Raw genomic sequence first — 26773 nt, 5'->3', positions numbered from 1 at the left:
CGGCTGGGGTGGCGTAGCTTGCGCAGCGCCTTTGCTTCGATCTGACGAATCCGCTCGCGAGTAACGTCAAACTGCTTACCCACTTCTTCTAGCGTGTGGTCGGTATTCATATCGATACCGAAACGCATGCGTAGTACTTTCGCTTCACGAGCAGTTAAGCCGCCAAGGACGTTACGCGTTGCTTCGATCAAGCCTTCGCCGGTGGCCATATCAATCGGCAACAGCATAGTGCCGTCTTCGATAAAGTCACCTAAGTGCGAATCGTCGTCATCACCAATCGGCGTCTCCATAGAGATCGGCTCTTTGGCAATTTTTAGCACCTTGCGTACTTTGTCTTCCGGCATTTCCAGACGTTCGCCCAGCTCTTCCGGCGTTGGCTCGCGGCCCATTTCCTGCAGCATCTGACGAGAAACACGATTGAGCTTATTGATCGTCTCGATCATGTGCACCGGAATACGGATGGTGCGTGCCTGGTCAGCGATAGAACGCGTAATCGCCTGACGAATCCACCATGTGGCATAGGTCGAGAATTTGTAACCGCGGCGATATTCGAACTTATCAACCGCTTTCATCAAACCAATGTTGCCTTCTTGAATCAGATCCAAGAACTGCAGGCCACGGTTGGTGTATTTCTTAGCAATCGAAATTACCAAACGCAGGTTAGCCTCAACCATCTCTTTCTTAGCACGGCGTGCTTTCGCCTCGCCGATAGAGAGCTTGCGGTTAACTTCTTTGAGGTCGGCCACGGTGAGCTGCACCATGTCTTCTTCAAAGGCAATTTTGCGCTGCGAACGAGCAATATCGGCGCGCAGTGGCTCAAGACGGTCAGCATACTTGGGCTGCGCTTCCTGGAAGGTGTCCAACCATTTTGGATTAGACTCGTACCCAGGGAACGACTTAATGAAGGTTTTGCGCGGCACTTTAGCTTTCTTCACGCACAGCTGCATGACCGCTTTTTCTTGGGCACGCACCTGCTCAACGCTAATACGTACTTGGCCAACCAAACGCTCAAAATGCTTCGGCACCAGCTTAATCGGCGAAAACAGCTCGGCTAAACGCGATTGCTCACTTTTAAGCTCAGCGCTACCACGCCCATATTTCGCCAACGCAGCTTCAACAGCGGCATTCTGTTCACGGATTTGTTCGAAACGAGCTTTCGCTTCTTCCGGATCAGGGCCACCTTCGCTGGCCGTGCTGTCGTCGTCTTCGTCGTCACCGTCGCTGTCGAGATCATCATCATCGCTCAACTCGGCTTCCGGCTCAGGCTCGGGCACTTCGGCTTCTGCAACGCCTGGAATCCCCTCGTCGGGGTCGATAAAGCCAGAGAACAGATCAGACAAGCGACCAGGCGCTTCTTCATCCTGCGTGGCATCGTAAGCATCCAGGATAGAAGCAACAGCGCCAGGCAAATACGCCAGCGCTGACATCACTTCCCGCGTGCCCTCTTCTATCCGCTTGGCGATTTCGATCTCACCTTCGCGGGTTAGAAGTTCAACCGTACCCATCTCGCGCATGTACATGCGCACAGGGTCGGTAGTGCGACCGACGTCGCTTTCCACGGCGGCGAGTGCCGCGACGGCCTCTTCCGCAGCGGACTCGTCCGTGGAGTGATCCGACATCATCAAAGTGTCTTCATCTGGCGCTTCTTCAACGACACTAATACCCATGTCGTTAATCATGCCAATGATGTCTTCCACTTGATCCGGGTCGGCGATATCCTCGGGTAGATGGTCGTTGACCTCGGCATAGGTCAGGTAGCCCTGTTCCTTGCCGCGCGCGATCAACTCCTTCAGACGTGACTGCTGCTGCGCATTTCCAGCCATAGAAACCCTATCTCGACGAAGAAGAATGAAACACCTGGGGCGCTGAATCGATTAAACTCAACAAGCCGAACAGTATAGCGTAAATAGCAGGAATTTTTCCAGCGAAACGTATTTGCGCGGTCATTCAGGTGTGTTAGGTTGTTCGGTTAGGCCAGCGCCTGGCGACTGACCCTTTATTTGGTGCCAACGTTAGGGAAATTCAACCCTAGCGCCTCAAACTCTACTCATTCCAAACTCTACTCATTCAAAGACAAACGCCGCAAAGCCGACTTAATGTCGTTGAACAAGCTCCATCATTAAGCTTGCCAAACGTTGCCGCTGCGCTTTATCCAGCTTTTGCCCAGAACGCTCTAAATCCAGCAACGCCTGATACTCTTCCTGAGGCGATCGCTTGCGCTGAACCTCTATTAGATGTTCAACCAACCCTGTCAGCTCAGTCTCGCGGGTTCCCTTGGGAATCAGCAACTCCCGTGACGCCAACTCAGCCAAGACCTGACCTTCATGGCTCCCCTGAAAGTGCGCCAACACCACTTGCGGGCTGCGATAACGCCCGGCACGTAGCAACTCAATCAAGTCACGGCATAGCGGTGCTTCTTCACTCTCCGGCAACCAATCCAGGGAATCCGGCAGCGACGTCACTAAACCAGGCTCATGCAACAGTAGCTGCACAATACGCGCCACGGTTGAAAGCACTTGCGGGCGAGGCGACTGAGCGCGCCCCTTTTGTGCCTTTTTACCAGCAGGCTTTGCGCTGACCAGCTGCTCCTCATGATGCTCAAACGGCATCATGTCGGGCGACTCAAGCGGCTCCCAGTGCACGGCTTCCTGCGAAGGCGCTTTCTGCGCCTCTTTTTGCGCCTCTTTTTGCGCACTGGCGGCCGCGCGTTTCTCAAGTAGCGTTTTCAGTTGCGATTGTGCCAACCCACTGCGCTTAGCTAACGCCTCCAACAGTAACGATTTGAGCATGCCTTCAGGCACTTTGTTCAATGCCTCAAGCACCTGACTTGCAAACCGCTCTCGCCCTTCCACGGTATTCAAGTCACGCCCCTGCGCTGCCTGCTCAAAAAGAAACTCAGATAGCGGCATCGCACAGGTAACGCGATCTTGAAATGCGTCGCTACCTTCACGGCGCACTAGCGTATCCGGGTCATCACCTTCCGGCAGAAACAGGAAGCGCGCTTCACGACCGTCAATCATCTGCGGCAAGGCGGTTTCCAACGCACGACTGGCCGCTTGACGTCCTGCACGGTCACCGTCAAAGCAAAACACCACACGGCTGACTAAACGAAATAGTCGGCTTAGGTGGTCTTCTGTTGTAGCCGTCCCTAAGGTTGCGACAGCGTTGTTGATACCGTACTGCGCCAGCGCCACGACATCCATGTAACCTTCAACGATGACGAGCTGCTCAAGCTTGCTTGACGCTTGGCGAGCCTCATACAGTCCGTACAGCTCACGTCCTTTGTGAAAGACAGGCGTTTCTGGCGAATTCAGATACTTAGGCTGTTCATCACCCATTACCCGACCGCCAAACGCGATGGTACGCCCCCTTAAATCCCGAATGGGAAACATCACTCGATCGCGAAAGCGGTCATACGTCCGCCCCGTGTCTTCACGGTGAATTAGCAAGCCATACTCTACTTGTACAGGCTCACCAATACCTCGCGCACTCAAGTGCTGCTTCAGGGCTTCCCACCCACCAGGCGCATAGCCAATACCATAAGTACTGACAACATCTGGCGATAACCCGCGTCCTTGCAGATAACGCTGTGCTCCCTGCCCTTCCTGCATTTTTAGCCGTTCTCGATAAAAACTGGCAGCAAGTTCAAGAAGATTAACGCCCTCTTTGCGCTTTTTTTCGCGTTGCTGGGCGCGCGGATCATCGGCACCCTCACGAGGAACATCCAGCCCCAAACGACTAGCCAACTGCTCAACCGCATCGGGAAAGGGTAGTTTGTCGTATTCCATTAGAAAGCGTAGCGCATTACCGTGGGCACCACACCCAAAGCAGTGATAAAACTGTTTATCAGCGCTAACCGTAAACGATGGGGTTTTCTCTTGATGGAAAGGACATAGCCCAGAATAGTTACGCCCGGCCTTTTTAAGCTGCACACGCTCACCAACCACCTCGACCACATCAACGCGGCCTAACAGGTCATCGATAAAACGTTGTGGAATTTGGCCTGCCATGAACTGCGGGCATCCTCGCGCAAAGCGCTAGTTCGCTTGCCTAGAGTCATCAAGCAAATTGCCAGATCACCATAAACAGCGATGAAACAAAACAAAAAACAAACGGCCACCTAGTGGCGGCCGCTTGACATCCCTCTTGAGATGGCCAGCTAACTGCTCCGGCCCCCTCGGGTACGGATCAATAGAGCCGTTCGAAACGCTTTTGCTCACGCTGAATTTTCTTGGCGTGGCGTTTTACGGCAGCTGCCGCTTTGCGTTTACGCTCAGCAGTCGGCTTCTCATAGTGCTCGCGGCGGCGTACTTCAGAAAGAACACCGGCTTTTTCGCAAGAACGCTTGAAGCGACGCAGGGCGACGTCAAACGGCTCGTTATCACGTACTTTTACAGAAGGCATTAAGCACTCACCTACCTTAAGGAGTCTTGAGTTCGGATAGTACGTACACTTTTAGAATACAGTGTACGACCCAGTTTTACAGCGCACAGTAGTCTAGTCGTGGTTGGCGATCTTTGCAAATGCTTACGCGCCTTAAGCATGAGAATGCTAAACTAGGCGACTGATTAGCAGCACTGGTTTCTAACCTGCAACTTTTTAACTTACAACGAGTTCTTCAGCTATGCGCGTACTGGGCATTGAAACGTCTTGCGATGAAACGGGCGTCGCGATTTATGATACTTCGCACACTGGAGGCCGCGGCCTGCTCGCCGACGCGCTGTATAGTCAAATTGCCATGCATGCCGAGTATGGCGGCGTGGTGCCTGAACTCGCTTCTCGCGACCATACGCGCAAACTGTTGCCACTGATCGAGCAAGTATTGCACGACGCCAAGCTGACGCGTAACGAGCTAGACGGCATTGCCTACACTGCTGGCCCGGGGTTAGTCGGCGCGCTCATGGTGGGTGCCAGCACAGCGCATGGTATGGCACGTGCGTTGAACATCCCCGTACTTGGCGTACACCACATGGAAGGCCACCTGTTAGCCCCTATGCTGGAAGATGACGCTCCTGACTTCCCTTTCGTAGCCTTGCTGGTCTCTGGCGGACACACTCAACTTGTCGAAGTACAGTCTCTAGGACACTACCAGTTACTTGGGGAATCCGTTGATGATGCTGCAGGTGAGGCCTTCGACAAAGCGGCCAAAATGCTCGGGCTCCCCTACCCCGGCGGCCCTCACGTTGCTAAGCTTGCCGAACAGGGCAACCCAAAACGCTTCCGCTTCCCACGGCCAATGACCGACCGCCCTGGCCTAGACTTCAGTTTTTCGGGATTAAAAACCCACACGCTGACCGCTATTCGCCAATTAGATGCTGCTGGCGAGTTAGACACCCAGGCCAAGGCTGATGTGGCGAGGGCATTTGAAGAAGCCGTAGTGGACACCCTGGTTATCAAATGTCGCCGGGCACTGGATCAAACCGGATTGAAGCGCTTAGTGGTGGCAGGTGGCGTTAGCGCTAATCAACGCCTGCGCGAACGCCTCGCGATTGAAACACAGAAACGCAACGCGCGATCTTATTACCCTCGCGGGCGCTTTTGCACCGACAATGGCGCGATGATTGCTTATGTCGGCGCCCAACGACTGGCGGCGGGTGAGCAGGATGACAACGGCATTATGAAGGCTACGCCGCGCTGGCCGTTGGACACCTTAACGCCTACTTAACACCTATAGCTCCTACATCTATAGCCCCTGACTAGCCGCGTAGATGCGGCTCTTCTCCGCGGCGCAGGCGGCGAATATTTAACCCGTGACGGGCAAGCACCAGCAGGCTGAACCCACTCACGACCACAACATAGTCAGGTGCTAGCCACGCACAAGCCAGTGGCGCGACGAATGCACTAACGAGCGATGCTGCCGCTGCCATGCGTAGCCGCCAGGCAAGCAGCATCCAGCACACCGCACTAAGCAGCGCCACGCTGGGTACCAATATCAGCAGCACGCCAAACGCACTGGCAACCGATTTACCACCGCGAAACCTATGCCATAGTGGATAGCTGTGACCTAGCAGAACAGCAAATCCAACCGCCCCTTGCAACCAAACAGGCAACCCTAGCAATTTGGCTGCCAGCACTGCAGGCGCCCCTTTTAAGGCATCGAGTAAAAGCGTGGCGACGGCTAAACGCGGCCCGTACAGGCGCAGTACGTTCGAAAACCCAGGGTTACATGACCCCCGATATCGCGGATCAGGAACACCTGCTAGCCGGCATACGCTCAGCGCCGCTAACCAGCTTCCGCTTAAGTAACCCACCACCATCCATATCACTCCGCCCACCATCTTGACTCCTACCCAGCGTTAGATCGTACCTAGCTGTCGTTTCGCGCTATCCTCAAGTACAATCCCCCGCTTGTTGACGCTAGAGGAATAGCTGTGGATCGCATTTTGATCGAAGCGCTGGCAGTAGATACCGTCATCGGTGTGTACGACTGGGAGCGCACTATTGTTCAGTCTTTGAGCTTGGACTTATCGCTCGCAACGGATATTCGTTCCGCCGCTGCTGCAGATGATTTGAGCCTGACGCTTGATTATGCAGCCATTTGCCAGCGAATTCAGCGCTTTGCTGACGAGCACCAATTTGCTCTCGTCGAGACATTTGCCGAGCGCCTAGCTGAGTGCTTACAGCAGGAGTTTTCCATTATCTGGCTGCGCCTTACCGTACGCAAACCGGGGGCCGTTCCACAAGCCGTTAGCGTTGGTCTTGAAATCACCCGCGGCACGCTTCCATGAGCTTGGTTACTCTCAGTTTAGGCAGCAATATCGATCCGGACACTCATATCCGCCTGTGCCTAGATGCGCTCGAAGACACGTTTGGCCCCCTTCAAATATCGCGCATATTTGAAAGCGAGCCGGTAGGATTTAGCGATAATCGCAACTTTTACAACCTTGTGGTTGCCTTTGATAGCGATTGGTCGGTGGGCGAGCTTCAGGCGTGGTCTAAGCAACTCGAAATTGCCCATGGCCGCACTCCCGATATGCTCAAGTGCAGTCCTCGAGCACTGGATATTGACCTGCTCGCAGTAGGCGGTATTTGCGGCACTGTTGACGGTGTTGCCCTGCCCCGAGGGGAAATCACGCACAATGCCTTCGTTCTACAGCCGCTAGCCGAACTGCTACCCGATCAGTATCACCCTATCTATGGTTTGTCTTACGCTGCGCTATGGCAGCGCTTTGAACTGGGGAGTCAACGCTTATGGGCCATCGACTTTCATTGGCGTGGGCGCTGGGTTTCCCAGGCAGACTCTGTGCCAAAGGCGGTGTCCGCTCGCTGAGCAAAGCCTATAACCAGCCCTTAGTGCGCATCCATCAGCGCACTTGCTACTGCCTGTTGGCGGTGTTCACGTAGCGCCTTACCTAAAGCTGCACCGCGATAACCCGCTTGCAATAGCGCTTGAGGGTCAACGCTTTGTGCAGCCTGCCACGCCCGATCCAGCGGTTCGAGCGTATTCTCTGCTAAACGCTTAATAAGTTGTAACTGTGCCTTAACCTGCGCGGGCTTACGCCAACCATCCAAACGCTCCAGCCAGTGCAGAACGCGTTCGTCACTTAATGGCTCGGCTAAGATGTCCCTACTCAGCGCTACATGGCGCGCCAGCTGCGTCACCGCATTAGGTAATCGCAATCTTATCGCCAGCGCATCACGCTGAGCATCATTCAATACCGACACCAGCAACGCGTAGCGCCAGTGAGCCAGTGGAAGTGAACTGTCGATAGCCAGCTGTGCAACCGTCTCAAGCGCCATCGCCTCAAGCGCGTTTGCCAGCACAACGTCATCTGTTAGCTCAGGCCACCAAGCAGCCAGCGCTTCGCTATCGTTTAAGGCAGTGAAGTAACGGTCAGGATTTGGTTCACCCAGCGCTTTTTCGGTTTCGACCCACACTCGCTCCGCAGCAAGGTAGCTAAGCTCACCACTGCGACTTACATCTCGCATTAGTTCGAGGGTTTCAGGCGCGATGGCAAACCCTAAATGTGCATAACGGGCAAGAAAGCGTGCCGTGCGAAGTACTCGTAAGGGATCTTCACTAAATGCCGGGGACACATGGCGTAATAGGCGCTGCTCAATATCCCGCTGACCGTTAAAGGGGTCGGTCAACGCGCCATCAAAGCGCTGCGCAATCGCGTTGATGGTTAAATCACGTCTTGAAAGGTCTTCTTCTAAGGTCACATCAGGACTTGCGTGTACTTCAAAGCCGCCATAACCGTGGCCAGACTTTCTCTCAGTGCGCGCTAGCGCATACTCTTCGGCGGTATCAGGATGCAGGAATACCGGAAAATCGCGCCCCACTGGTTTAAAGCCCCGCTGCTGCATGACTTCTGGCGTGGCACCGACGACGACCCAATCATTGTCCACTACCGGCCAGCCTAACAGCGCATCGCGCACTGCCCCACCAACACGATAAACATTGAGTCCTTTGGTTTTCGCATCCACCTGAAACACGGCTACCGCCCTTTTTTCAATATCTGGTGTTTTAATGTCTCGTATTTTAATGTCTAGGCTGACGGCTAGGTACGCTGATGCGCTCACCCGATTCCAGATTGAGAGCGGTTAACGACCCACCCCACACGCAACCAGTATCCAGCGCTTCAACCTTTATCTTGGCGTTCGGGGTATGGCCCTCTAATGCCGCCCAGTGCCCGAATAACAGTTGAAGCGCATCTGCTCTTGGGTATTGAAACCAAGGGGCGAATCCGTCAGGCGCACTTTCCAAGCCTTCTTTGGCAGCGAAGTCTAGCCGACCATTAGCGTCGATAAAGCGCATGCGGGTAAATATATTGACGAGACAGCGCAAACGGTCAATCCCTTCTAGATCCTCATGGAACCGGTCAGGTTGATTACCAAATAGCTGCGTTAAAAAATCACCCGAACGCTCACTAAGCAAGGTCGTCTGCACTTCTTGACTAAACGATACCGCTTGCTCGGCGCACCACGTTGGTAATACACCGGCATGGGTCATCAGCGTATTGTTTTCATAAACTGCTAATGGCTGGCTTTGCAGCCAATCCAGCACCTGTTCGCGCTGTGGGGCCGCAAGAATATCGCTGAGGGTATCGTTTTTTTTCAGTTTGCCGCCGCCACGAGCCACCACCAACAAATGAAAATCGTGGTTACCCAGCACGCATCGAGCGGCACTACCTAACGCCTGCACTTCCTGCAAGCAAGCCAGCGAGCCAGGGCCACGATTGACCAAGTCGCCAACCAGCCAGAGTGTATCGTTTGCTGCATTGAAGCTTAGCTTTTCTAGCAAACTGACAAACTCGGCATGACAGCCGTGCAGATCACCAATGGCATAGGTGCTCATCGCTCCCCCTTTTTGAGAATGGTCAGTGAAGCTGACGCGGCACCGCTAGCCTAAAAGGGGCAATGGGCACTTCAAAAGCTCGCTGGGTGTAGGTGTTAAGCAGCGTGTAAGCGCCTTCCATAACGCCTACCGGCGTTTGCAGAATGGCTCGACTGGTGTAGCGAAAACGCTGCCCCGGGCCAATTAATGGCTGCTGGCCCACCACCCCTTTGCCACGCACCTCTTGGCTATCACCGTTACCTTGGGTAATTTTCCAGTAGCGCGCCATGAGCTGCACGCTATGAGGGCTTTGGTTATGCACCGTCACGGTGTAACTAAACACGAAGCGCGACTCACGGTCATCTGACTCGGCTGCACGGTACTCAGGCGCGACGCTAACCTCAATGGCTAGGGCACTCACGCGTCGGTACTCCCATTACCACCAAGCGCTTCGTCAGTAGCCACTTGGTTGGCAATAGTGACGTACTCTGCAACCGTCAAAGTTTGAGGACGCCGTGCTGGGTCAATGCCTAGTGCTTCTAATGTTTCTACGCTTACCCTGCCTTTCAGGTTATTGCGCAGTGTTTTGCGTCGCTGACCAAACGCCAGCTTGACCAATTCAAACAGCAGTGCTGGGTCATCTGCTGTTTGGGGCAAGCTTTCGTGAGGCGTTAGCCTCACAATGGCGGAGTCAACTTTCGGCCTGGGAACAAAGGCTTCCGGCGGCACGACAAACAGCTGATCAACGTGGCAGTAATATTGCGCCATCACCGACAGGCGCCCCCAATCAGTGCTACCTGGTTCAGCGGCCAAACGCTCAACAACTTCTTTTTGCAGCATAAAGTGCATATCGGCAATCGCATTGCCCATGGTTAAGAGATGCACTATCAATGGCGTCGAGATGTTGTAAGGCAGGTTACCGACGACTCGCAGCGCAGGGCCATCCCCTCTTAGCGCGGCGAAATCAAACTTTAGTGCGTCACCCTCATGGATAACAAAGTCAGGGTAGTTAAAAAACTGCACCCTTAAGCCCGGAATCAGGTCACGGTCTAATTCAATGACTTCAAGCTTTCCTGCCGCCTCTAGCAACGGAGCAGTGAGCGCGCCTTGCCCAGGGCCAATTTCGACGAGTCGGTCGCTTTCGCGAGGCCCAATGGCACGGACAATACGCGAAATGATGCCGAGGTCACGCAGAAAGTTTTGACCAAAGCGTTTACGAGCGCGGTGCTGCTGAGGCACTTGAGACATCTAACAGTGTTCCTTGGAGGGTTGATTCATAAAGCATTTAAGCCATTGGCGCGCTGTGCGGAAAGTCGCTTTGCTAGCGCGAGAGCTACGCCTAAGCTATTGGGGTCGGCAGTACCGCGACCGGCTAAACTGAGCGCGGTACCGTGGTCTACCGAAGTACGCACCAGCGGCAAGCCAAGTGTAATATTCGCCGCCTGACCAAAGCCTGCGTATTTTAACACTGCCAACCCCTGGTCATGATACATCGCCAGCACCGCATCAACGCCCGCTAAATGGCGCGGCGTGAAAAGCGTATCAGCTGGCAGCGGGCCTTGAACATCAAGGCCTTCAGCGCGCAGCGCTTTCAGCGCGGGGATAATAACATCGAGTTCTTCGCGCCCTAAATGGCCATCTTCTCCGGCATGGGGGTTTAATCCACACACCGCAATGCGCGGAGCGGCAATCCCAAACTGGTTTTTCAGATCAGTCGCAAGCAAACGGCTAATACGGGTAATTTTGTCGTAGGTAACCGCATCCGCCACGTCACGCAGCGGTAGGTGTGTGGTGACAAGTGCGACGCGTAGGTCACTGCTACCCTGCCAACGGCTCGACTGAGCATGCAGTGCTTGGTCGGTAGCCAACAACATCACGACCTCATCAACCCCACAGGCATCGCGCAGCCATTCGGTGTGGCCAGTGAAGTTAGCAAAGCCGCCTTCGATAATCACCCCTTTATGCAGCGGCGCAGTGACCATGGCCGCTGCATGCCCCTGTAGACAGGCGTCGACAGCGATTTGCAACGTCTCTAGCACATAGCCTGCATTAGCAGGATTGAGCACGCCGGGGAGCGCTGATTCGCGAAGGGTCGCGGGCCACACAACCAAACGCCCTGGCGAGGAAGTCACACTGCTTCCAGGGGCTGCTTCTATCACATCAAGAGGAAGCCCCAGCAGCGACGCACGCTGTTTCAGCAGCTGCGTATCGCCAATAGCCACCGTGTTATTCAATTGACCATTGGCGGCCAGCATCAGTGTGATTTCTGGCCCGATGCCCGCTGGCTCTCCGGTGGTTATCAGCAGTGGCGCGCTATTGCTCATTAGATTGGCTCATTAAAGGCGAATATCGACAAAAGCCTGTTCACGCATTTCACGCTGCCACGACTGTAGCTCTTCGTTAGCACGACGCTGGAAAATGGCCTGACGAACCTGCTCACGGCGACTTTCATCCGTCACATCCTGACGGCGACGCTCTAGCACTTCAATGACGTGGTAGCCAAACTGAGAGCGCACTGGCTCAGAGAGCTGGTTAGTACTTAGCGACCCCATCGCTTCTTCAAAAGCTGGCACCGTTTGCCCTGGACGCACCCAACCAAGCTCGCCGCCGTTCATGGCACTACCACGGTCGTCGCTAAACTCACGAGCGACGGACGCAAAGTCTGCCCCCTGCTGTAAACGCTGGCGAGCCTGCTCAGCGCGGGCACGAGCCTGGTCTTCATTGCGTGTTGGCGTTAATTCTACCAACACGTGGCGGGCACGTATCTCTTCAATGAACGCTTGCCCCTGCTGAGATGGCTGCTGGCTCAAGAAGCGTTCAACGTCACGCTCAGTCACGGTGACACGTTGACTAATTTGGCGCTGCTGCACTTGGCGCATCAGCATTTCGCGGCGTATTTCTTCACGTACGCCACCCAGGGTCATGCCGTCTGCCTCCACGGCATCGGCAAACTGTTCTAGCGTCATGCCGTTAGACTCAGCAATGGAGCGCAACTGACGATTTAGCTCCGTGTCATCCACGCTAAGGTTGGCTTGGCGGGCCATTTGCAGCTGGATTTCATCCATCACCATGCGCTCTAGTACCTGCTGAGCCAGTTGGCTACGGGGCGGTAAGTTACCGTCCTGGGTTTGCGCCTGCTGCTCTACCTGGGCAATGCGGTCATCAAGCTCACTGCGCATGATGACGCCGTCATTAACGACAGCCACAACGCTATCCAGCATTTGCCGCTGGGTTGATTCGAAATTTTGGGCGTAAACCGACAGCGGCACAAGCGCAGCACTCGTTCCAAGGCAGAGCGCCATCATGCCGCCCGCAGAAAGCAGTTTTGCCCGCTTTTTCAAGCCATCGGTCAGCAGGGTCTTTCTGGTAGTCATAAAGAATCTCTTTCAGTCAGTCGCCATTTAACAAAATCGTTACAGCGGCGTTGGGCGGTAGCCAGGAATGGCCTGTTCAAAGTAGCCGTCAGCCTGTTGACCAACGCCACCCAGGCCACGGAATACAAAGCGTAAAAATAGCCCGCGATCATTAAAGTCATCACCCACAGGGGCGGTGTCGTTATCGTCTACCCACTCACGCCATACTAGCTGTAAGCCGTAGCAGCAGTCGTTCCATTGAACGCCTGCCAGCCGCTCAAGCGCGCGGTCATTGGTTTGATCGTGCAGATAGCGACCAATCAAATCAATCCTCGGGCTGGCTTTCCAAGCAAGTGACAGATCCCACTCTTCCCGGCTGTAATCTCTAAATCCGTCATCACCGGGTACGACGCCTGGATCGAAACCTTCGATCTCCCAACGGTAACCAAGGTTCACTACGTGGCCAGCGGGATGGCGATAACGCGCATCAACGCTAGAGCGTTCGGTCTGTTCACGCTGGTCGTCGTATAACCATTCATACCCCGTACTCCACCGATCATTAATCTGCCAATCGAGGCGCGTCACCAGCGGAGAGCGATCGCGAGTAGCTTGATAGCGACTAAGCGGATTCACACTGGGATCATCCTCTGGACGAGCAGGCAATGTGTCTGGGTCGCCCTCACTATCGATGCGACGCTCGGATAAATAAACACTTTGCCCAACCCCAAAAGTTAATCGATCCCGTCCGGTGGCGTCTTCAATAAAGCGAGATTGTACGCCAAGCGACACGCGATTGAGATCACCTAAACGATCTGCGCCAGAGAAACGATGAGGAGACCATAGCTGATCCCACGAGAACGCTCGCTCGCGGCTGTCAAAATCAGGCAGTTGTGTTTGATTAGTACGTGGAACGTATGCGTAGTTCAAACGTGGCTCAAGGGTTTGGCGATAGTCTCGTCCGCTCAGTTCTAATTCACGCTCAAACACCAGGCCACTATCTATCGATGTGACCGCCGCACTACGGCTGGGAGACGTACCTCGATCAGTGACGCGATCGCCATAATCCAACTCATAAGCGGTATGCCATAACTCGGTACGCGGCTCGATATAGCCCCAGGGTTGCTCAAAACGCCAACCGATAGCCGGCGTGAGATGCAGGCGCGTGCCGATGGCGGCTTCGCGCTCAGGCACCTGTCGCTCGTCTACATCACGCCAGAAATAGGTCGCGTTAGAGTGCCATTGTGTATAGAGACCGCCACCTAACTGCCAGTCAGAGTTCGCTGTCAAACTTGGCAGACGATAAAATGGCTTATCGGAATCACTCAGCGGATCTTCCAACCGCTGGAAGCCTTGGGCACGGGCATCTAACTGCCAACGCTCACCGCGGTAATCTACCTGAGCGAGCCGCTCCATACTAACGCGCTCACTATTGCCAAACTCACCACCAAAATCATCGAAATAGCGCCCATCGCTAGCGGCACCATAGCGCAATTGGTAATCACTGCGTGGCGCCAGCGTTCCTGCATGCTGTGCATCAATATACCAGCGATCATTGCCTTCGAAGCGGTTATCACCATTTTCGCTGCCGTCATCACTATTGATATATCCGCCTTCTACCGTCCCTCGGCTCTCTTCAAGCAGGTAGCGGTACTCACCATTGAGCAGCAGCCCACGGTCAGACATCCAGCGCGGTGTAATGGTGGCATCTTGATTTGGCGCTATGTTCCAGTAAAAGGGCTGCGCATAGTCAAACCCCTCATTGGAAAAGCTAATAGAAGGTGACAGCAATCCTGTATGACGGCGGTCATCAATGGGGAAACGTAGCCAAGGCCAGTAAAAAATCGGTACGTCTTTTACTTCTAAACGTGCGTGTCGTGCGGTACCAAACCCTTTTGCTTGATCCAACTTTATATCGCTACTAACGAGTTGCCAGCTATTGGCACCTGGATCACACGTCGTAAATGAAGCATTGTGCAGACGATATTGCTCTTCACCGGTTTGCTCTAATTGACTGGCCTGACCGCGTAAATGCTGTTCGTAAAGCACATAGTGGCTGTTGCGTAACGAGGCTCGGTCATCGTTGAGCATTAACGTGGCTTGCTCGCCGCGCACCAACGCCTGACCATTTCGTATGGCGAGATTGCCTTCTGCATCTACGCGTTGGCGGTCGGCGGGTAAATACATCTGCGCCGCCTGCAACTCTGTGTTTCCACGACGCAGTACAACATCACCGCGCAACAACGCTTCACCATCTGCGGCGTAATCGGCTTCCTGAGTCTCCACCGACAACATTTCAGGGTTATCCACCGCTGGCAAGCGGTAGTCAGGCATCACATATCGCCCTCGACACAGCTGATGCGGTGCTTCATCTTGGCTCCAGGCCTGCCAATCAAGCGCCTCGGCAGGCAGCGTCTGGCCTTGTGCCACCGCTGAAAATGAGGCGCCAGCGAGCAAACTGCCCAACAGCGTGTGCGCAACCGGTACGGTACGCGAGATTCGCTTGCCCATGTTCGTTATCCTTGGCATCCAGAATCGGTATTATACAGCCCGCATGATGCCCGACCAGCAAGGAGCTTGCATGTCCTCTTCTAGGATTGACGCCCTCACCCAGTGGGCGGCTGAACAAAATGGCCTAAATAGCGCCGCTATCCGCCTCTCTCCAGCGGGCGGTGACGCCAGTTTCCGGCGATATTTCCGGCTGACACTGCCCTGCGGCGGTACTCGCATAGTAATGGATGCCCCCCCTGACCAGGAAGACTCAACACCGTTCGTCGCTATAGGAAAGCGCTGGTACGCGGCAAAACTGCCCGTTCCGCATATTTACGCCGCCGATCTCGACGCAGGCTTTTTGTTGCTGGATGACCTTGGGGATACCCCATTACAGGCCCTATTCACTGATGACGCGCGCATTCAGCAAAGTCATTTCGATGCACTGTCGTTACTGGCCAAGTTACAAAACCGCGCCAACCCTGCCGCGCTGCCGCCTTATGATGCGACGCTGCTGAACCGAGAGCTCGACCTTTTTCCTGAGTGGTGTTTAAACAATTGGCTGTCGTTATCAACGCCAGCCAGTTGGGATGCGCTGCGTGGCCACCTCGTTGAGCAAGCCCTCGATCAACCCGTCGTCAGCGTACACCGCGATTACGATGCGATGAATATCATGGTGCACGACCAGCAGCTTTACATGATTGACTTTCAAGACGCGGTGGCAGGGCCAATCAGTTACGACGTTATTTCCTTACTGCGCGGTCGCTACTGCCGCTTTTCTCCGGCGCAGTTTATGCAGTTTGTCGACTCGTTCTATCACCAAGCGCGTCAAGATGGGCGTCTCTCTCGCCATGTCAGTAATGATGAATTTCTTATCCAATGCCAAGCCATGGCCGCTCAACGCTGCCTAAAAGTGCTGGGAATTTTTTGCCGCTTAACGCTTCGTGATGCCAAACAAGGCTATTTATCACGCCTGCCGCATTTTTTAGCGCACTTAGAAGATAGCCTAACCGCGCTGCCCCAGCACAGCGAGTTTGCTGAATGGGTAAGTGACACACTGCGCCCCGCCATTGCCCTACGTTTAGCGGAAAGCACTTTATGAAAGCGATGATTTTAGCCGCGGGACTTGGCAAACGGATGCGGCCGCTTACCGACCACTGCCCAAAACCACTGCTACCAGTAGGCGATAAGCCACTTATTGTGCACCATCTCGAACGGCTCAAGCGTGCAGGCATTGATGAGGTGGTTATCAACGTGAGCTATCGCGCAGAGCAGATCATGGCAGCGCTTGGTGATGGAAACGACTACCAATTACGGATTCTTTGGAGCCATGAAGAGACGCCCTTAGAAACCGGCGGAGGCATTCAAAAGGCACTCCCCCTGCTTGGCGATGCCCCGTTTCTGCTGGTCAATGGGGATGTCTGGTGCGATTACATTCCCTCAGAATCACTGCTACAGGGAAGTGACGTCGCCCATCTTGTGCTAGTAGATAACCCTTCCCACCACCCTAGCGGTGATTTTTCCCTTATCAACGGGCGCGTTGGCGTGGAAGGCCATCAGCGTCTCACCTTTGCCGGCATTAGCCTGCTACACCCGGACCTTCTTGCCGATCAGGCGCCTGGAGCGTTTGCCCTAGCACCACTGCTTAAGCAGGCAATGGCAGACAAGCGCGTTAGCGGTGAACACTTTTCAGGCCACTGGGTCGATGTGGGCACTCCAGAGCGCCTTGAGGTTCTTGAACACCACCTATTGGCGCAACAGATCAGCAAGCGATGAAAAAGTGCGTCTATCGCTAGAAATGTTATGCTTCGCAACTACCTATAGGTGCCTAGATGAGGAGAGCGACGTGAAAGCACGGGTAAAATGGACAGATGGTCGCCAATTTGTAGCAGAGTCCGGTAGTGGGCATAGCGTCGTTATCGACGGCCCTCCTGACCACGGCGGCCGCAACACCGGCCCTCGCCCAATGGAAATGCTGCTGATGGGCATGGGTAGCTGCACCGCCTTTGACATTTTGAATATTCTGGATAAAGCCCGCGCTGATGTCACCGACTGCATCGCGGAGCTTGACGCAGAGCGCGCTGATGAAGTGCCCTCCGTGTTTACCAAAATCCACGTACACTTTGTGGTGACTGGCCGCAACTTAAAAGAGAAGCAGGTACAGCGAGCGGTTGAGCTCTCTGCAGAGAAGTACTGCAGCGCATCTATTATGCTGACACAAGGCGGCGTTGAGATTACCCACTCTTTTGAGATTGTCGACGCTTGAACGACTCGGAGCGCCATCTTCCCTGTTTATTAAAAAAAATAGCGCGGCTGGATGCATACCATGCGCTTGGCGGGCATAATACGCTCGCTTGTTTTTACCCCTACTGCGTAGCAAACAGCCGCTTTGCAGAAAGCGACTACAGCATCACGGTGACAAGTTACTATCGGTTCCGGCGCTGGCTCGTCGGGGTGTCTTCATCTGCCATAGGGAGGTTCGGACGTGTCAGATAATCTCCGACTCCACGGGTTTAATAACCTGACTAGCTCGTTGAGCTTTAACATTTACGACATCTGTTACGCCAAAACCGAAGAGCAGCGTGCGGCTTACATTGATTATATCGATGAGCTTTACAACGCCGAACGTTTGACGCAGATTCTAAAAGACGTCACCAATATTATTGGCGCTCATGTGCTCAATATTGCTCGTCAAGACTATGAGCCCCATGGGGCCAGCGTTACGATTCTGATTGCTGAACACGAGCTGGATGAAGCAAACCCAGAGCAAACTGAACCAGGCCCTGGACCGCTACCTGAAACAGTCGTGGCGCATCTTGATAAAAGCCACGTGACAGTACACAGCTATCCTGAGTCGCATCCTGACAACGGTATCAGCACCTTTCGATTGGATATTGATGTGTCTACCTGTGGCCACATCAGCCCATTGAAAGCACTGAACTACCTAATTCACAGCTTCGACTCTGACATTGTCACCATGGATTATCGGGTTCGTGGCTTTACCCGCGATGTCGATGGTAAAAAGCTGTTTATTGATCACGACATTACCTCGATCCAGGATTACTTGGCAGAAGATACCAAGCACGCCTATCAAATGATCGATGTGAATGTTTATCAAGAAAACATGTTCCACACCAAAATGCTGCTGAAAGACTTCGAACTTGATAACTATCTGTTCGGCACATCGCGCCGCGACATTACCTTCGAAGAAGCACGGGACATTGAAAGCCGTCTGCGCAAAGAGATGTTAGAGATTTTCTACTCTCGAAATCTGGACTAACATCTGCTTTCAAAGTTAACGAAAAGCCGTTTTGCTACTAAGCAGAACGGCTTTTTTTGTTAACGGATATCGCTAGTAAACACTTGGCTCACCTTCCGGACGCGTTTTAAAGCGCCGATGAAGCCATAAGTACTGCTCAGGGTACTTACGAATAGCTTGTTCGATAAACTCATTTACCCGAGTAGCGTCGGCCACTTCATCATCGCTTGGGAAGTTATCAAGCGCGGGCAGGCAGCTGATGGTATATGTCTGGTTATCAGGATTGCGGTGGAACATCAACGGCACCACCGGCGCCCCCGTCATTCTGGCGATTTTTGCGGTCAGCCTAATGGTAGCGGCTTGCTGGCCGAACAGTGGCGCGAACACGCTGACATCGCGGCCAAAGTCTTGGTCTGGTGAATACCACACAACATGGCCCGACTTTATTCGCCGAACAACACCACGCAAGTCATGTCGATCAATCGCCTGACCAAAAATTCGCGAGCGGGCACGGGTCATAAAGCGTTCGAATAAGGGGTTGTTGTGGGGTCGATAAACCACATCGGCAGGTAAAAATAGCGAATGCAGCGCTCCCCCTAAATCCAGTGTGGAGAAATGAATCCCAACCACCAGCACGCCCTTGCCTTGCGCTTTAGCCCGTGCGAGATGCTCTTGGCCATGATAGGCCACCCGGTGCCGTAACCCTTCCGCATCACGGCACCAACCCGTGGCTGTTTCCACTAAGCCAATACCGTTGGCGATAAAAACCTCTTTTACCAAGCGGCGCTGCTCATCAGCACTTTTTTCCGGGAAACAGAGAGCAATATTTGTCTCAGTGATATGCCGCCGGCGCTTTATAAAGCGCCATGCTAACAAACCAATTACTTTCCCCACCCATAACTTAAGCCGCCAGGGAAACCAGGCAACAAGATGCATCGCGCCTATCGCAAGCCAGGTTGGCCAATAACGAGGGTGTGCAAACGACTGCGGATATGAGCTTTTAGACATACTGGTAACCGTTTAAACAAAGGCTCCATGGTAGCGACGCGACGCTCTTGGTAGCACTCCCGTTAACAGGGTATAGCTGATGGTATCGCAATAGCGTGCTACCTCATCAATTGACAACACAGCACCGTTGCTAGCAGCTCCCCACAGCACTACCTCACTACCGATAGCAGCCCCCGGCACGTCGGTGACATCTACGGTTAGCATATCCATGGAGACCTTGCCGGCAATCGCACAGCGCTGACCATTCACTAACACCGGGGTGCCGTCTATGGCGTGGCGATCATAACCATCGCCATAGCCTGCCGCAACGACGGCAATTTTAGAACGCCGAGATGCGCGCCAGCGGCCACCATAGCCAACAGGCTCACCCTCCTCTAGTTCACGGAGGGCAATAATTTCGGAGCGTAAACTCATCACCGGGCGCAGTTGCCGGGTGGTCTCGTTGGCTTCTTCCAGCGGGTCACTGCCATACAGCATGACACCAGGGCGATTCCAGTCGCCATGTGCGATTGGCCATGCCAGTGTTGCGGGGGAGTTTGCTAGGCATAGGGGCGCATCAAGCGCTTCCGCTAATGCCGTTAAAGCGGCCATTTGCTGATTAAAGTAGCTGCCCTCACGTGCATCTGCTGTCGCAAAGTGGCTCATCAAATGCAGCGCGGTTACCTGTGGTGCGCTAGCTAACCGCTGCCAAACATCAGGTGCCTCGTCTAGAGAAAAGCCTAAACGATGCATACCGGAATCCACTTTCATCCATACCGGAATAGGTTGACGGGGTGAAAAAGCCAATAAGGCCGCCACCTGCCACTCACTGTGAACGCTGATCCAAAAATTGTGCTGATCAACGAGCGCCAGCTCGTCAGCGGTAAAAATACCTTCCAGCAATACAATAGGTTTTTTAATTCCCCCTTCACGCAGGCTAATCGCTTCTTCTATGCAAGCGACAGCAAATGCGGGCACCTCAGCTTCTAGCGCACGCGCGCACTCAAGCGCACCGTGACCATACGCATCCGCTTTAATAACGGCTACCGAGCGACTTTGAGGGGCGCAGCGGCACGCTAGCTGATAGTTATGACGCAGGGCGTCTAAATCAATATGGGCCACCAAGGGGCGCATCACGTTTCTCACTTACACAGTCAATAGTTAACGGTTCAACCAATGGGCGTCAAAAACAACGCACCGAGCGATGAACTCGGTGCGTTATGGTCGGTATGACACAATAGCTTACTGCGATTAGCTCTCGAAAATAGCGTTAAGGGAAAGGCCCTGCTTTTCCAATGAGCGGCGCAGTTTCTTTAGTGCTTCTACTTGAATTTGCCTAACACGTTCGCGAGTTAAGCCAATTTCTGCACCAACTTCTTCCAACGTAGCGGACTCATGACCTCGCAAACCAAAGCGGCGTACCACCACCTCACGCTGCTTATCACTGAGCTCATCCAACCAGTGGTCTACGTGCTCACGCACATCGCCATCCACTAAGCATGCTTCCGGCCCTAGCACATCGTCGTCGGTTAAGGTGTCGATTAACGGCTTATCGCTTTCGCCACCCATTGGGTAATCTACCGAGGAGACGCGCTCATTAAGCCCAAGCATCTTCTTAACCGTTTCTACTGGCTTGTCGAGATGATCGGCGATCTCTTCTGCTGTTGCTTCATGATCAAGCTTTTGGGTCAGTTCACGCGCTGCACGCAGGTAAATATTTAGCTCTTTAACCACATGGATCGGCAAACGAATGGTGCGCGTTTGATTCATTAGCGCACGCTCAATGGTTTGTCGAATCCACCACGTGGCATAGGTAGAAAAGCGGAACCCTCGCTCAGGATCAAACTTTTCCACCGCCCGAATTAGCCCAAGGTTACCCTCCTCAATCAAGTCAAGCAGCGTAAGCCCCCGATTAAGGTAGCGCCTGGCGATTTTAACAACCAGGCGAAGGTTAGACTCGATCATCCTTGACCGTCCAAGCGGGTCACCTTTACGCGCTAAACGGCCGTAGTAGACCTCTTCTTCCGGCGTTAATAACGGCGAAAAACCAATTTCATTGAGATAGATTTGTGTCGCGTCCAAGCTTTGAGTCGATTGACGCTCATCACGGCTCAACGCTTTTTCAAAGGCGTCCTCCTCCGCGGAGACATCATCAACACTATCCAGCGCCTCTTCAACAGCGTCCAGGTCAACCTCCTGTAGATCCTTCTCCAGCATACTCATGGTAGTATCCCCCGTTATTTCGCCTAACCGCCATTTAGAAAGGTAAAGGTGGCCGCACTCCCTGTGCACTTACACCATTTTTGTTATATGACGCCCTAACTCTAGCTATTCGGGTACCCCAAGCACACCAACTGAAAGGTTCGCTTGGCAATGATTAACGGGACGGCAGATAGTCCAAGGGATTTTGAGGCTGCCCATCACGGCGTACTTCAAAGTGCAGTTTGACACTATCTGCATCGCTATCCCCCATCGTGGCAATCACTTCTCCCGCTTCAACGACATCATTTTCTTTAACGCTTAAGCTATCATTATGCGCGTAAGCACTCAGATACTGATCGTTGTGTTTGAGTAGTATTAAGTTACCGTAACCCCGAACGCCGCTACCTGCATAGACAACGATACCAGGGCCTGCCGCCTTGACAGGTTGCCCCTTTTGACCGTCGATATCAATCCCAGCGGTGATAGAGCCCCCCTGGCCAAACTCTCCGGTTACCTGGCCTGTTGCTGGCCATTGCCAGTTAACATTATCAACAGGTGTAAAGGTGCGAGAGGAGCGGTCAACGCGAGCGGTTTGGCTCGGCTGCTCAGCCTCAGCAGGCGGCGTAGCCGCTGCTGGCTCAGGCTCTGGGGTTGGTTCAGGTTTGGGCTCTGGCTCAGGCGTTGGTTCTGGCTCACTCGCGGGCTCTGGCTGAGACGCCTCAACAGTAGACGTCGCCTCGGTGTTAGCGGCACTTGCGCTATCAGCCACTTGCTGCGCGGCGGCCACCGACGCCTGCTCAGCAGCTTGCTCAGCACGTTCCGCCCGCTCAGCCGTTAAACGCTGATTACGCTCAATCGCACTCTCATCAGGCAGTAACCAATCTAGCTGCTGATCGTTACTTGCCACGGAAGTCGTTTGAGGATTCAGACCTGTTGCAACAGCGCCCGAAGCAGGGCGCTCTGGGGCAGAGGAGCCTGCTGACGGGTTACTTGATGCCGCCGCTCCTGCACGCAACGCAATGGTTTGGCCTGGGTAAATTTGATAAGGCGCATCAATATTGTTGATTTGCGCCAACTGACGATAATCAAGATTGTGCTGCCATGCGATGCCATAAAGGGTATCGCCTGCTTTAACAGTATATTGAGGTGAGTCTGCTACCGCGCGGCGCGCTTCACTTAAATCACGCACTTGTGGGGTGTTTTGCTGCTGATTGGCGCAGCCGCTGACAGCTAACGCCAATACTGACATGATGAAAACCTTACGCATGGAAACCCTACTCCTTTTCAACGTCGCGCGCGTTTCCTATTGATCTATGCCCGGCATAGTGCACTGCGCGACGGTTTAATAACACCACCAATAGTGCGCCAACCACCATTAGTGCCACAACGCCTACCGTTTGTGCAGATGCACCAGACAATACCGCATAGTCACTAGGCAACAGATAACGATGAGCCAACGGGATCATTTGCCCATCAGGGCCAAGCTGATAACGTACCAGCTCTTTCCACGGCCATAACACGGGTAACGAGCCAACAATAAACCCGAGCAAAAGCTGTAGCGTAGAATCATGATGGCGACGCAGAAGCCACGACAGTAGTCGCGAGAATAACGCCAAACCAACAACACATCCCATGCCAAAAAGTATGATAATACCGATATCAAAGCTTCGAATAGCCCCTAAAATGGTGCCATAAAGTCCCATCGTAAGCAGCAAGAAGCTACCAGACACCCCTGGCAACAGCATGGCGCTAATAGCAATACAGCCTGCTACCATGACTACCAGAGCTTCATTACCAATAAGTAACACCAGCGGCATCATACCTGGCAGCGACTTGGCCAACAGCAGCCCTCCGACCATCGGCAATAAGTACCAAAATTTCCAGCCTTTTCCCGCCTTGGCGACAACAAACCCCGACGCGGCCACCAAGCCGAAGAAAAATCCCTCTATCAGCAGCGGCTGCGCTTCCATTAGCCAAAGCGCTATATGAGCCACACTGAAAAGGCTAACCGCAACGCCAAGTAGCAGCGGCACTAAAAAGGCCAAATTCAAATGCTGAGCCAGCGCTAGCCAACCACCACGACGCCAAGCGATGAAGGCGCCGGGACCAAACTGTTTGATGGTATTAATGAGTTCCTCATAAATACCGGTAATAAATGCGATCGTTCCACCTGAAACACCGGGCACCGCATCGGCTGCCCCCATCCCTGCGCCTTTTAAAAACAGCTCTACAAATCGACGCTTCAATCCACCACTCCTTGCAATAGAGGTACAAAGCGTACGGGTTCGAGCCGACGCTTTTCAAAGGCACTACCAATGCGTTTTATTTGGGTGAGCCATTGGCTACCGTCAGGCTCTTCCAATGGAGCAATGAGCACACCATCATGGCTAAGCTGCTCCAATAGAGCTTCTGGCAGCGTTTGAGCACAAGCGGTTAACAAAATCACATCAAAAGGCGCAGCTTCTTGCCACCCCTCACCACCATCAGCTACTGCCAGCGTCGCTGGGGCATCAAGCCGCCAAAGCCGCTCTGCAGCGCGTTGATGTAATGCATAAATGCGTTCGACCGAGTAAAGCATTGGCACCAGCCGGGACAGTATCAGCGTTTGATACCCCGAACCGGTCCCTACTTCAAGCACACGCTTTGGATTAGCCCGCAGCACCAGCTCGGTCATGCGCGCAACCGTCAAGGGTTGCGATAGTGTCTGACCAAAACCGATAGGCAGCGCGGTGTCTTCATACGCACGATGCGCCAGCGCTTCATCAACGAACAAATGCCTTGGCTCAACTGCCATAATATCGAGCACCCGCGCATCCTGAATACCCTGCTGCTCAAGCCGCTCTACCATGCGATCTCGAGTCCGCTGAGAGGTCATGCCTCGTCCGCGCAGCTCGTTGGGCGAAAGCTCAGGCAAAAGCATCCAACCAGTCCTGCACGTCGCTGCGCGCGGGATGGCGCGTTAAGTCAGTTTGTAGTGGCGTAATGGAAACATAACCCGCTTCGATAGCAGAGAAGTCAGTATCTTCACCATCATCGGCGTTAGCCGCCACCGGTGCTATCCAGAAGCGCGTACGACCACGCGGATCTTTTACGGGAACAGGTTTCTCTGCTGGTCCGCGATAGCCTAAGCGGGTCACTCTGACGCCTTTAATTTCTTCCCACGGAACATCTGGCACGTTGACATTCAAGAGGGTGCGGGGTGGCAGTGATAGCTGATCGGCAGCACCGTGATAGCTGATCGGCAGCACCGATTAAGCTGGCCGCCACTTTCGCTGCCGTCGCGAAATAGCGCTCACCACACAGCGACATAGCAATGGCAGTCATGCCCAAATTGCGCCCTTCCATGGCAGCCGCCACAGTGCCTGAATAGAGTACGTCATCGCCAAGATTGCTGCCGTGATTAATCCCCGAAATCACCAAGTCAGGACGCTCATCCCAGACGCCGTTCACGCCCAGATAAACACAGTCGGCAGGCGTACCGTCTACGCTATAAAAGCCATTATCTAACGCGGTTAAAGAGAGCGGACGAGAAAGCGTCAGCGAGTTACTGGCGCCGCTGCGGTCTCGATCGGGAGCAACCACACGTAAATTCGCATGGGCGACTAGCGCATCATGAAGTGCCCGCAAGCCCGGTGCATGGACGCCATCGTCATTGGAAAGCAGCAGTCGCCGCATTAACGTCTCCTTTATGGATGCCTAGCAAAGATAAGCGCAGGTTAGGCGCATTAAGCAAAATCCGGATGAGCAATTAACTCACTCACCACCGCCGTGGCAAAACTTCCCCGTGGTAAGGCAAATGAGAGTACCACGGCATTAGGTAATATCTCGATACTAGGCGAAATTAACCTTGCTCGCAGCGCCCGATGGGAGCGTTTCACAGCGCTTTTCACCAATCCCTCGCACAGCATTGGATGGCACGCTAACAACCGTTTTTCGTAGTCAGCCACTTGATACTCAGCGAGTTCCCCGACACCCCACAGGGCACCGGTTGGATGAATATCAAGCGCAGCGGCACGACCGATCAAGTCGTCGTCAACGGCATCAACGGTAAACACGCTGTGTGTGCCATCCAGCATCAGCATATCGCCCGCTAGCGGCTGGCACCACGTTCCATCCGTCAAACGCTCGCTCAGCAACTCGTTAAACAAGAAACTACGCGCGGTGGAAAGCATCATTCCTTGGCGATCATCTCGCTTGCGCCAACCTTTCGCTAGAAGAGCTTCTGCACGCTGTAAATTCCGCCCTTCAGGACCAAAACGCTGGGGTCCGAAATAGTTAGGCACACCGTGGCGACAAAGCGCCTCCCAGCGGTCAAAAAAATTCGGACGTTGAACCGCTTCGCCACTCAGCCGCAACGTAAAGTGGTTCGTGCGATGGACACCGCGTTTGAGTTTTCGGGGATGCCTTGCCTGGGCCAACACCGTAATACCCACTGCCGCTAATGATTCGCTCAAATCACTTGGCGCCTCGCGTCCGGGCAAATGCACGCTTAGCCACTGCCGCGTCACTGCGACACGATCCTTCATCCCGGAGTAGCCCACATCTCGAAGTGTGACACCACACAGGCGGCTGACGCTTTTTACCACATCTAACGTGGTTTGATGGCGCTTTTCAAGACGTAACCACAGGTGCTCACCATGATTTTCAGGCGTAAAGTCCAGCTGCTCGTCGACGACAAAATCTTCTGGCTGAACGCGATAGCAACCTGGACTAGGGGCACCGAACTCGGCATCTAAGCAGCGCTGCCAAGCGGGTAAATTAAGCATTTAACGCCTCTTGGTGTTCAATCAACACCACTGCCTCAGCGGCGATACCCTCGCCTCGTCCGGTAAACCCAAGCCGTTCAGTCGTCGTGGCTTTAACATTGACCTGCCCAAGGCTAATACCTAAATCTTCAGCGATGACAGCGCGCATCGTATCAATATGCGGCGCCATTTTAGGCGCCTGCGCCATTAACGTGGCATCCAGGTTAACCACACAGAAGCCCTCTGTGTGAACCAGTTGAACCACGTGGCGCAATAAATGGCGACTATCTGCGCCAGCCCATGCTGGGTCAGTATCGGGGAAATGCCGCCCGATATCGCCGAGCGCACAGGCACCCAGCAGTGCGTCACTGATAGCATGCAGCAACACATCGCCATCCGAGTGGGCAACAAAACCATGTTCGAAAGGCAGCTTAACGCCACCAATCATCAAATGGTCGCCAAC

Annotated in this window: 26 protein-coding genes and 1 pseudogene; 7 read left to right on the top strand and 20 right to left on the bottom strand. The window is 53.9% G+C overall.

From position 1 onward, the window contains the following. The 3 genes from rpoD to rpsU all read right to left on the bottom strand — a co-directional run. On the bottom strand, window positions 1-1823 hold a 1823-nt coding region (gene rpoD, locus INT22_RS18535; protein ID WP_193068742.1), incomplete at its 3' end, for an RNA polymerase sigma factor RpoD. Between the two features lie 270 nt (window positions 1824-2093). Beyond that, window positions 2094-4010, bottom strand: coding sequence for a DNA primase (dnaG, locus tag INT22_RS18530; protein ID WP_193068741.1), 1917 nt, complete (start codon window positions 4008-4010; stop codon window positions 2094-2096). A 178-nt stretch (window positions 4011-4188) separates the two neighbouring features. Then, on the bottom strand, window positions 4189-4404 hold the full coding sequence (gene rpsU, locus INT22_RS18525; RefSeq protein ID WP_007113641.1) for a 30S ribosomal protein S21: 216 nt from the start codon (window positions 4402-4404) through the stop codon (window positions 4189-4191). 220 nt (window positions 4405-4624) lie between these two features. Between rpsU and tsaD the strand changes: the two genes are divergently transcribed. Further along, window positions 4625-5665, top strand: coding sequence for a tRNA (adenosine(37)-N6)-threonylcarbamoyltransferase complex transferase subunit TsaD (gene tsaD, locus INT22_RS18520; protein WP_193068740.1), 1041 nt, complete (start codon window positions 4625-4627; stop codon window positions 5663-5665). A 31-nt stretch (window positions 5666-5696) separates the two neighbouring features. Here the strand turns inward: tsaD and plsY are convergent, their stop codons facing one another. Next, window positions 5697-6266 (bottom strand): glycerol-3-phosphate 1-O-acyltransferase PlsY, encoded by a 570-nt coding sequence (gene plsY / locus INT22_RS18515; protein ID WP_089040937.1) that lies wholly within the window; start codon window positions 6264-6266, stop codon window positions 5697-5699. Between the two features lie 105 nt (window positions 6267-6371). Between plsY and folB the strand changes: the two genes are divergently transcribed. Continuing rightward, window positions 6372-6728, top strand: coding sequence for a dihydroneopterin aldolase (folB, locus tag INT22_RS18510; RefSeq protein WP_193068739.1), 357 nt, complete (start codon window positions 6372-6374; stop codon window positions 6726-6728). Beyond that, on the top strand, window positions 6725-7270 hold the full coding sequence (folK, locus tag INT22_RS18505; RefSeq protein ID WP_089039619.1) for a 2-amino-4-hydroxy-6-hydroxymethyldihydropteridine diphosphokinase: 546 nt from the start codon (window positions 6725-6727) through the stop codon (window positions 7268-7270). Before folB ends, folK begins: the two co-directional genes overlap by 4 nt. Window positions 7271-7290: 20 nt before the next feature. On the opposite strand, the gene INT22_RS18500 is transcribed toward folK, so the two are convergent. From INT22_RS18500 to INT22_RS18470, 7 genes are read right to left on the bottom strand one after another with little or no spacing between them, the layout of a single operon-like run. Further along, window positions 7291-8436, bottom strand: a complete 1146-nt coding sequence (locus INT22_RS18500; RefSeq protein WP_193068746.1) for a polynucleotide adenylyltransferase — start codon at window positions 8434-8436, stop codon at window positions 7291-7293. 46 nt (window positions 8437-8482) lie between these two features. After that, window positions 8483-9298, bottom strand: coding sequence for a symmetrical bis(5'-nucleosyl)-tetraphosphatase (locus tag INT22_RS18495; RefSeq protein WP_193068738.1), 816 nt, complete (start codon window positions 9296-9298; stop codon window positions 8483-8485). 22 nt (window positions 9299-9320) lie between these two features. Continuing rightward, complete coding sequence (gene apaG, locus INT22_RS18490; protein WP_089039622.1) at window positions 9321-9698, bottom strand: Co2+/Mg2+ efflux protein ApaG; 378 nt, start codon at window positions 9696-9698, stop codon at window positions 9321-9323. After that, window positions 9695-10525 carry a 16S rRNA (adenine(1518)-N(6)/adenine(1519)-N(6))-dimethyltransferase RsmA gene (gene rsmA / locus INT22_RS18485; RefSeq protein ID WP_193068737.1) on the bottom strand — a complete coding sequence of 277 codons (831 nt, stop codon included), beginning with the start codon at window positions 10523-10525 and terminating at the stop codon, window positions 9695-9697. Before rsmA ends, apaG begins: the two co-directional genes overlap by 4 nt. A gap of 26 nt (window positions 10526-10551) precedes the next feature. After that, window positions 10552-11601 carry a 4-hydroxythreonine-4-phosphate dehydrogenase PdxA gene (gene pdxA / locus INT22_RS18480; protein ID WP_193068736.1) on the bottom strand — a complete coding sequence of 350 codons (1050 nt, stop codon included), beginning with the start codon at window positions 11599-11601 and terminating at the stop codon, window positions 10552-10554. Between the two features lie 12 nt (window positions 11602-11613). After that, a complete protein-coding gene (locus INT22_RS18475; protein WP_193068735.1) occupies window positions 11614-12651 on the bottom strand; it encodes a peptidylprolyl isomerase in 1038 nt (345 codons plus the stop codon). Between the two features lie 39 nt (window positions 12652-12690). Next, entirely contained in the window at window positions 12691-15138 is a 2448-nt protein-coding gene (locus INT22_RS18470) for an LPS-assembly protein LptD (protein WP_089039626.1), read from the bottom strand. A 70-nt stretch (window positions 15139-15208) separates the two neighbouring features. On the opposite strand from INT22_RS18470, the gene INT22_RS18465 reads away from it, so the two are divergent. From INT22_RS18465 to speD, 4 genes are all read left to right on the top strand, one after another. Next, complete coding sequence (locus INT22_RS18465) at window positions 15209-16219, top strand: aminoglycoside phosphotransferase family protein (protein ID WP_193068734.1); 1011 nt, start codon at window positions 15209-15211, stop codon at window positions 16217-16219. Continuing rightward, a complete protein-coding gene (gene murU / locus INT22_RS18460; protein ID WP_193061754.1) occupies window positions 16216-16893 on the top strand; it encodes an N-acetylmuramate alpha-1-phosphate uridylyltransferase MurU in 678 nt (225 codons plus the stop codon). The genes INT22_RS18465 and murU overlap by 4 nt, the downstream gene beginning before the upstream one ends. Before the next feature lie 70 nt (window positions 16894-16963). After that, entirely contained in the window at window positions 16964-17383 is a 420-nt protein-coding gene (locus INT22_RS18455) for an OsmC family protein (protein ID WP_038477634.1), read from the top strand. Window positions 17384-17602: 219 nt separating this feature from the next. After that, on the top strand, window positions 17603-18397 hold the full coding sequence (gene speD / locus INT22_RS18450; protein ID WP_030073826.1) for an adenosylmethionine decarboxylase: 795 nt from the start codon (window positions 17603-17605) through the stop codon (window positions 18395-18397). 72 nt (window positions 18398-18469) lie between these two features. On the opposite strand, the gene lpxL is transcribed toward speD, so the two are convergent. The 9 genes and pseudogenes from lpxL to ispF form a co-directional block, all read right to left on the bottom strand. Continuing rightward, on the bottom strand, window positions 18470-19384 hold the full coding sequence (gene lpxL, locus INT22_RS18445) for an LpxL/LpxP family Kdo(2)-lipid IV(A) lauroyl/palmitoleoyl acyltransferase (protein ID WP_089039629.1): 915 nt from the start codon (window positions 19382-19384) through the stop codon (window positions 18470-18472). A gap of 12 nt (window positions 19385-19396) precedes the next feature. Beyond that, window positions 19397-20497 (bottom strand): alanine racemase, encoded by a 1101-nt coding sequence (gene alr / locus INT22_RS18440; protein WP_193068733.1) that lies wholly within the window; start codon window positions 20495-20497, stop codon window positions 19397-19399. A 117-nt stretch (window positions 20498-20614) separates the two neighbouring features. Then, window positions 20615-21586 (bottom strand): RNA polymerase sigma factor RpoS, encoded by a 972-nt coding sequence (gene rpoS, locus INT22_RS18435; protein ID WP_038477648.1) that lies wholly within the window; start codon window positions 21584-21586, stop codon window positions 20615-20617. 154 nt (window positions 21587-21740) lie between these two features. Continuing rightward, window positions 21741-22832 (bottom strand): peptidoglycan DD-metalloendopeptidase family protein, encoded by a 1092-nt coding sequence (locus tag INT22_RS18430; RefSeq protein ID WP_089039631.1) that lies wholly within the window; start codon window positions 22830-22832, stop codon window positions 21741-21743. A gap of 7 nt (window positions 22833-22839) precedes the next feature. Further along, on the bottom strand, window positions 22840-23811 hold the full coding sequence (locus INT22_RS18425; RefSeq protein ID WP_089039632.1) for a DUF368 domain-containing protein: 972 nt from the start codon (window positions 23809-23811) through the stop codon (window positions 22840-22842). After that, the gene (locus INT22_RS18420; RefSeq protein ID WP_038477657.1) at window positions 23808-24485 is read right to left on the bottom strand and encodes a protein-L-isoaspartate(D-aspartate) O-methyltransferase; all 678 of its coding nucleotides are present in this window, start codon (window positions 24483-24485) and stop codon (window positions 23808-23810) included. The genes INT22_RS18425 and INT22_RS18420 overlap by 4 nt, the downstream gene beginning before the upstream one ends. Continuing rightward, window positions 24472-25240 (bottom strand): annotated as a pseudogene (gene surE, locus INT22_RS18415) (5'/3'-nucleotidase SurE). The gene INT22_RS18420 and the pseudogene surE overlap by 14 nt, the downstream one beginning before the upstream one ends. Before the next feature lie 50 nt (window positions 25241-25290). Beyond that, complete coding sequence (truD, locus tag INT22_RS18410; protein ID WP_193068732.1) at window positions 25291-26331, bottom strand: tRNA pseudouridine(13) synthase TruD; 1041 nt, start codon at window positions 26329-26331, stop codon at window positions 25291-25293. Then, the coding region (gene ispF / locus INT22_RS18405; RefSeq protein ID WP_193068731.1) for a 2-C-methyl-D-erythritol 2,4-cyclodiphosphate synthase at window positions 26324-26773 on the bottom strand (450 nt) is incomplete at its 5' end. The genes ispF and truD, both read right to left, overlap by 8 nt.

Source organism: Halomonas sp. 3D7M (genome assembly GCF_014897885.1).
Classification (GTDB): domain Bacteria; phylum Pseudomonadota; class Gammaproteobacteria; order Pseudomonadales; family Halomonadaceae; genus Vreelandella.
The sequence above is the reverse complement of the archived record's forward strand: the minus strand, read 5'-3'. Positions and strand labels throughout refer to the sequence as shown.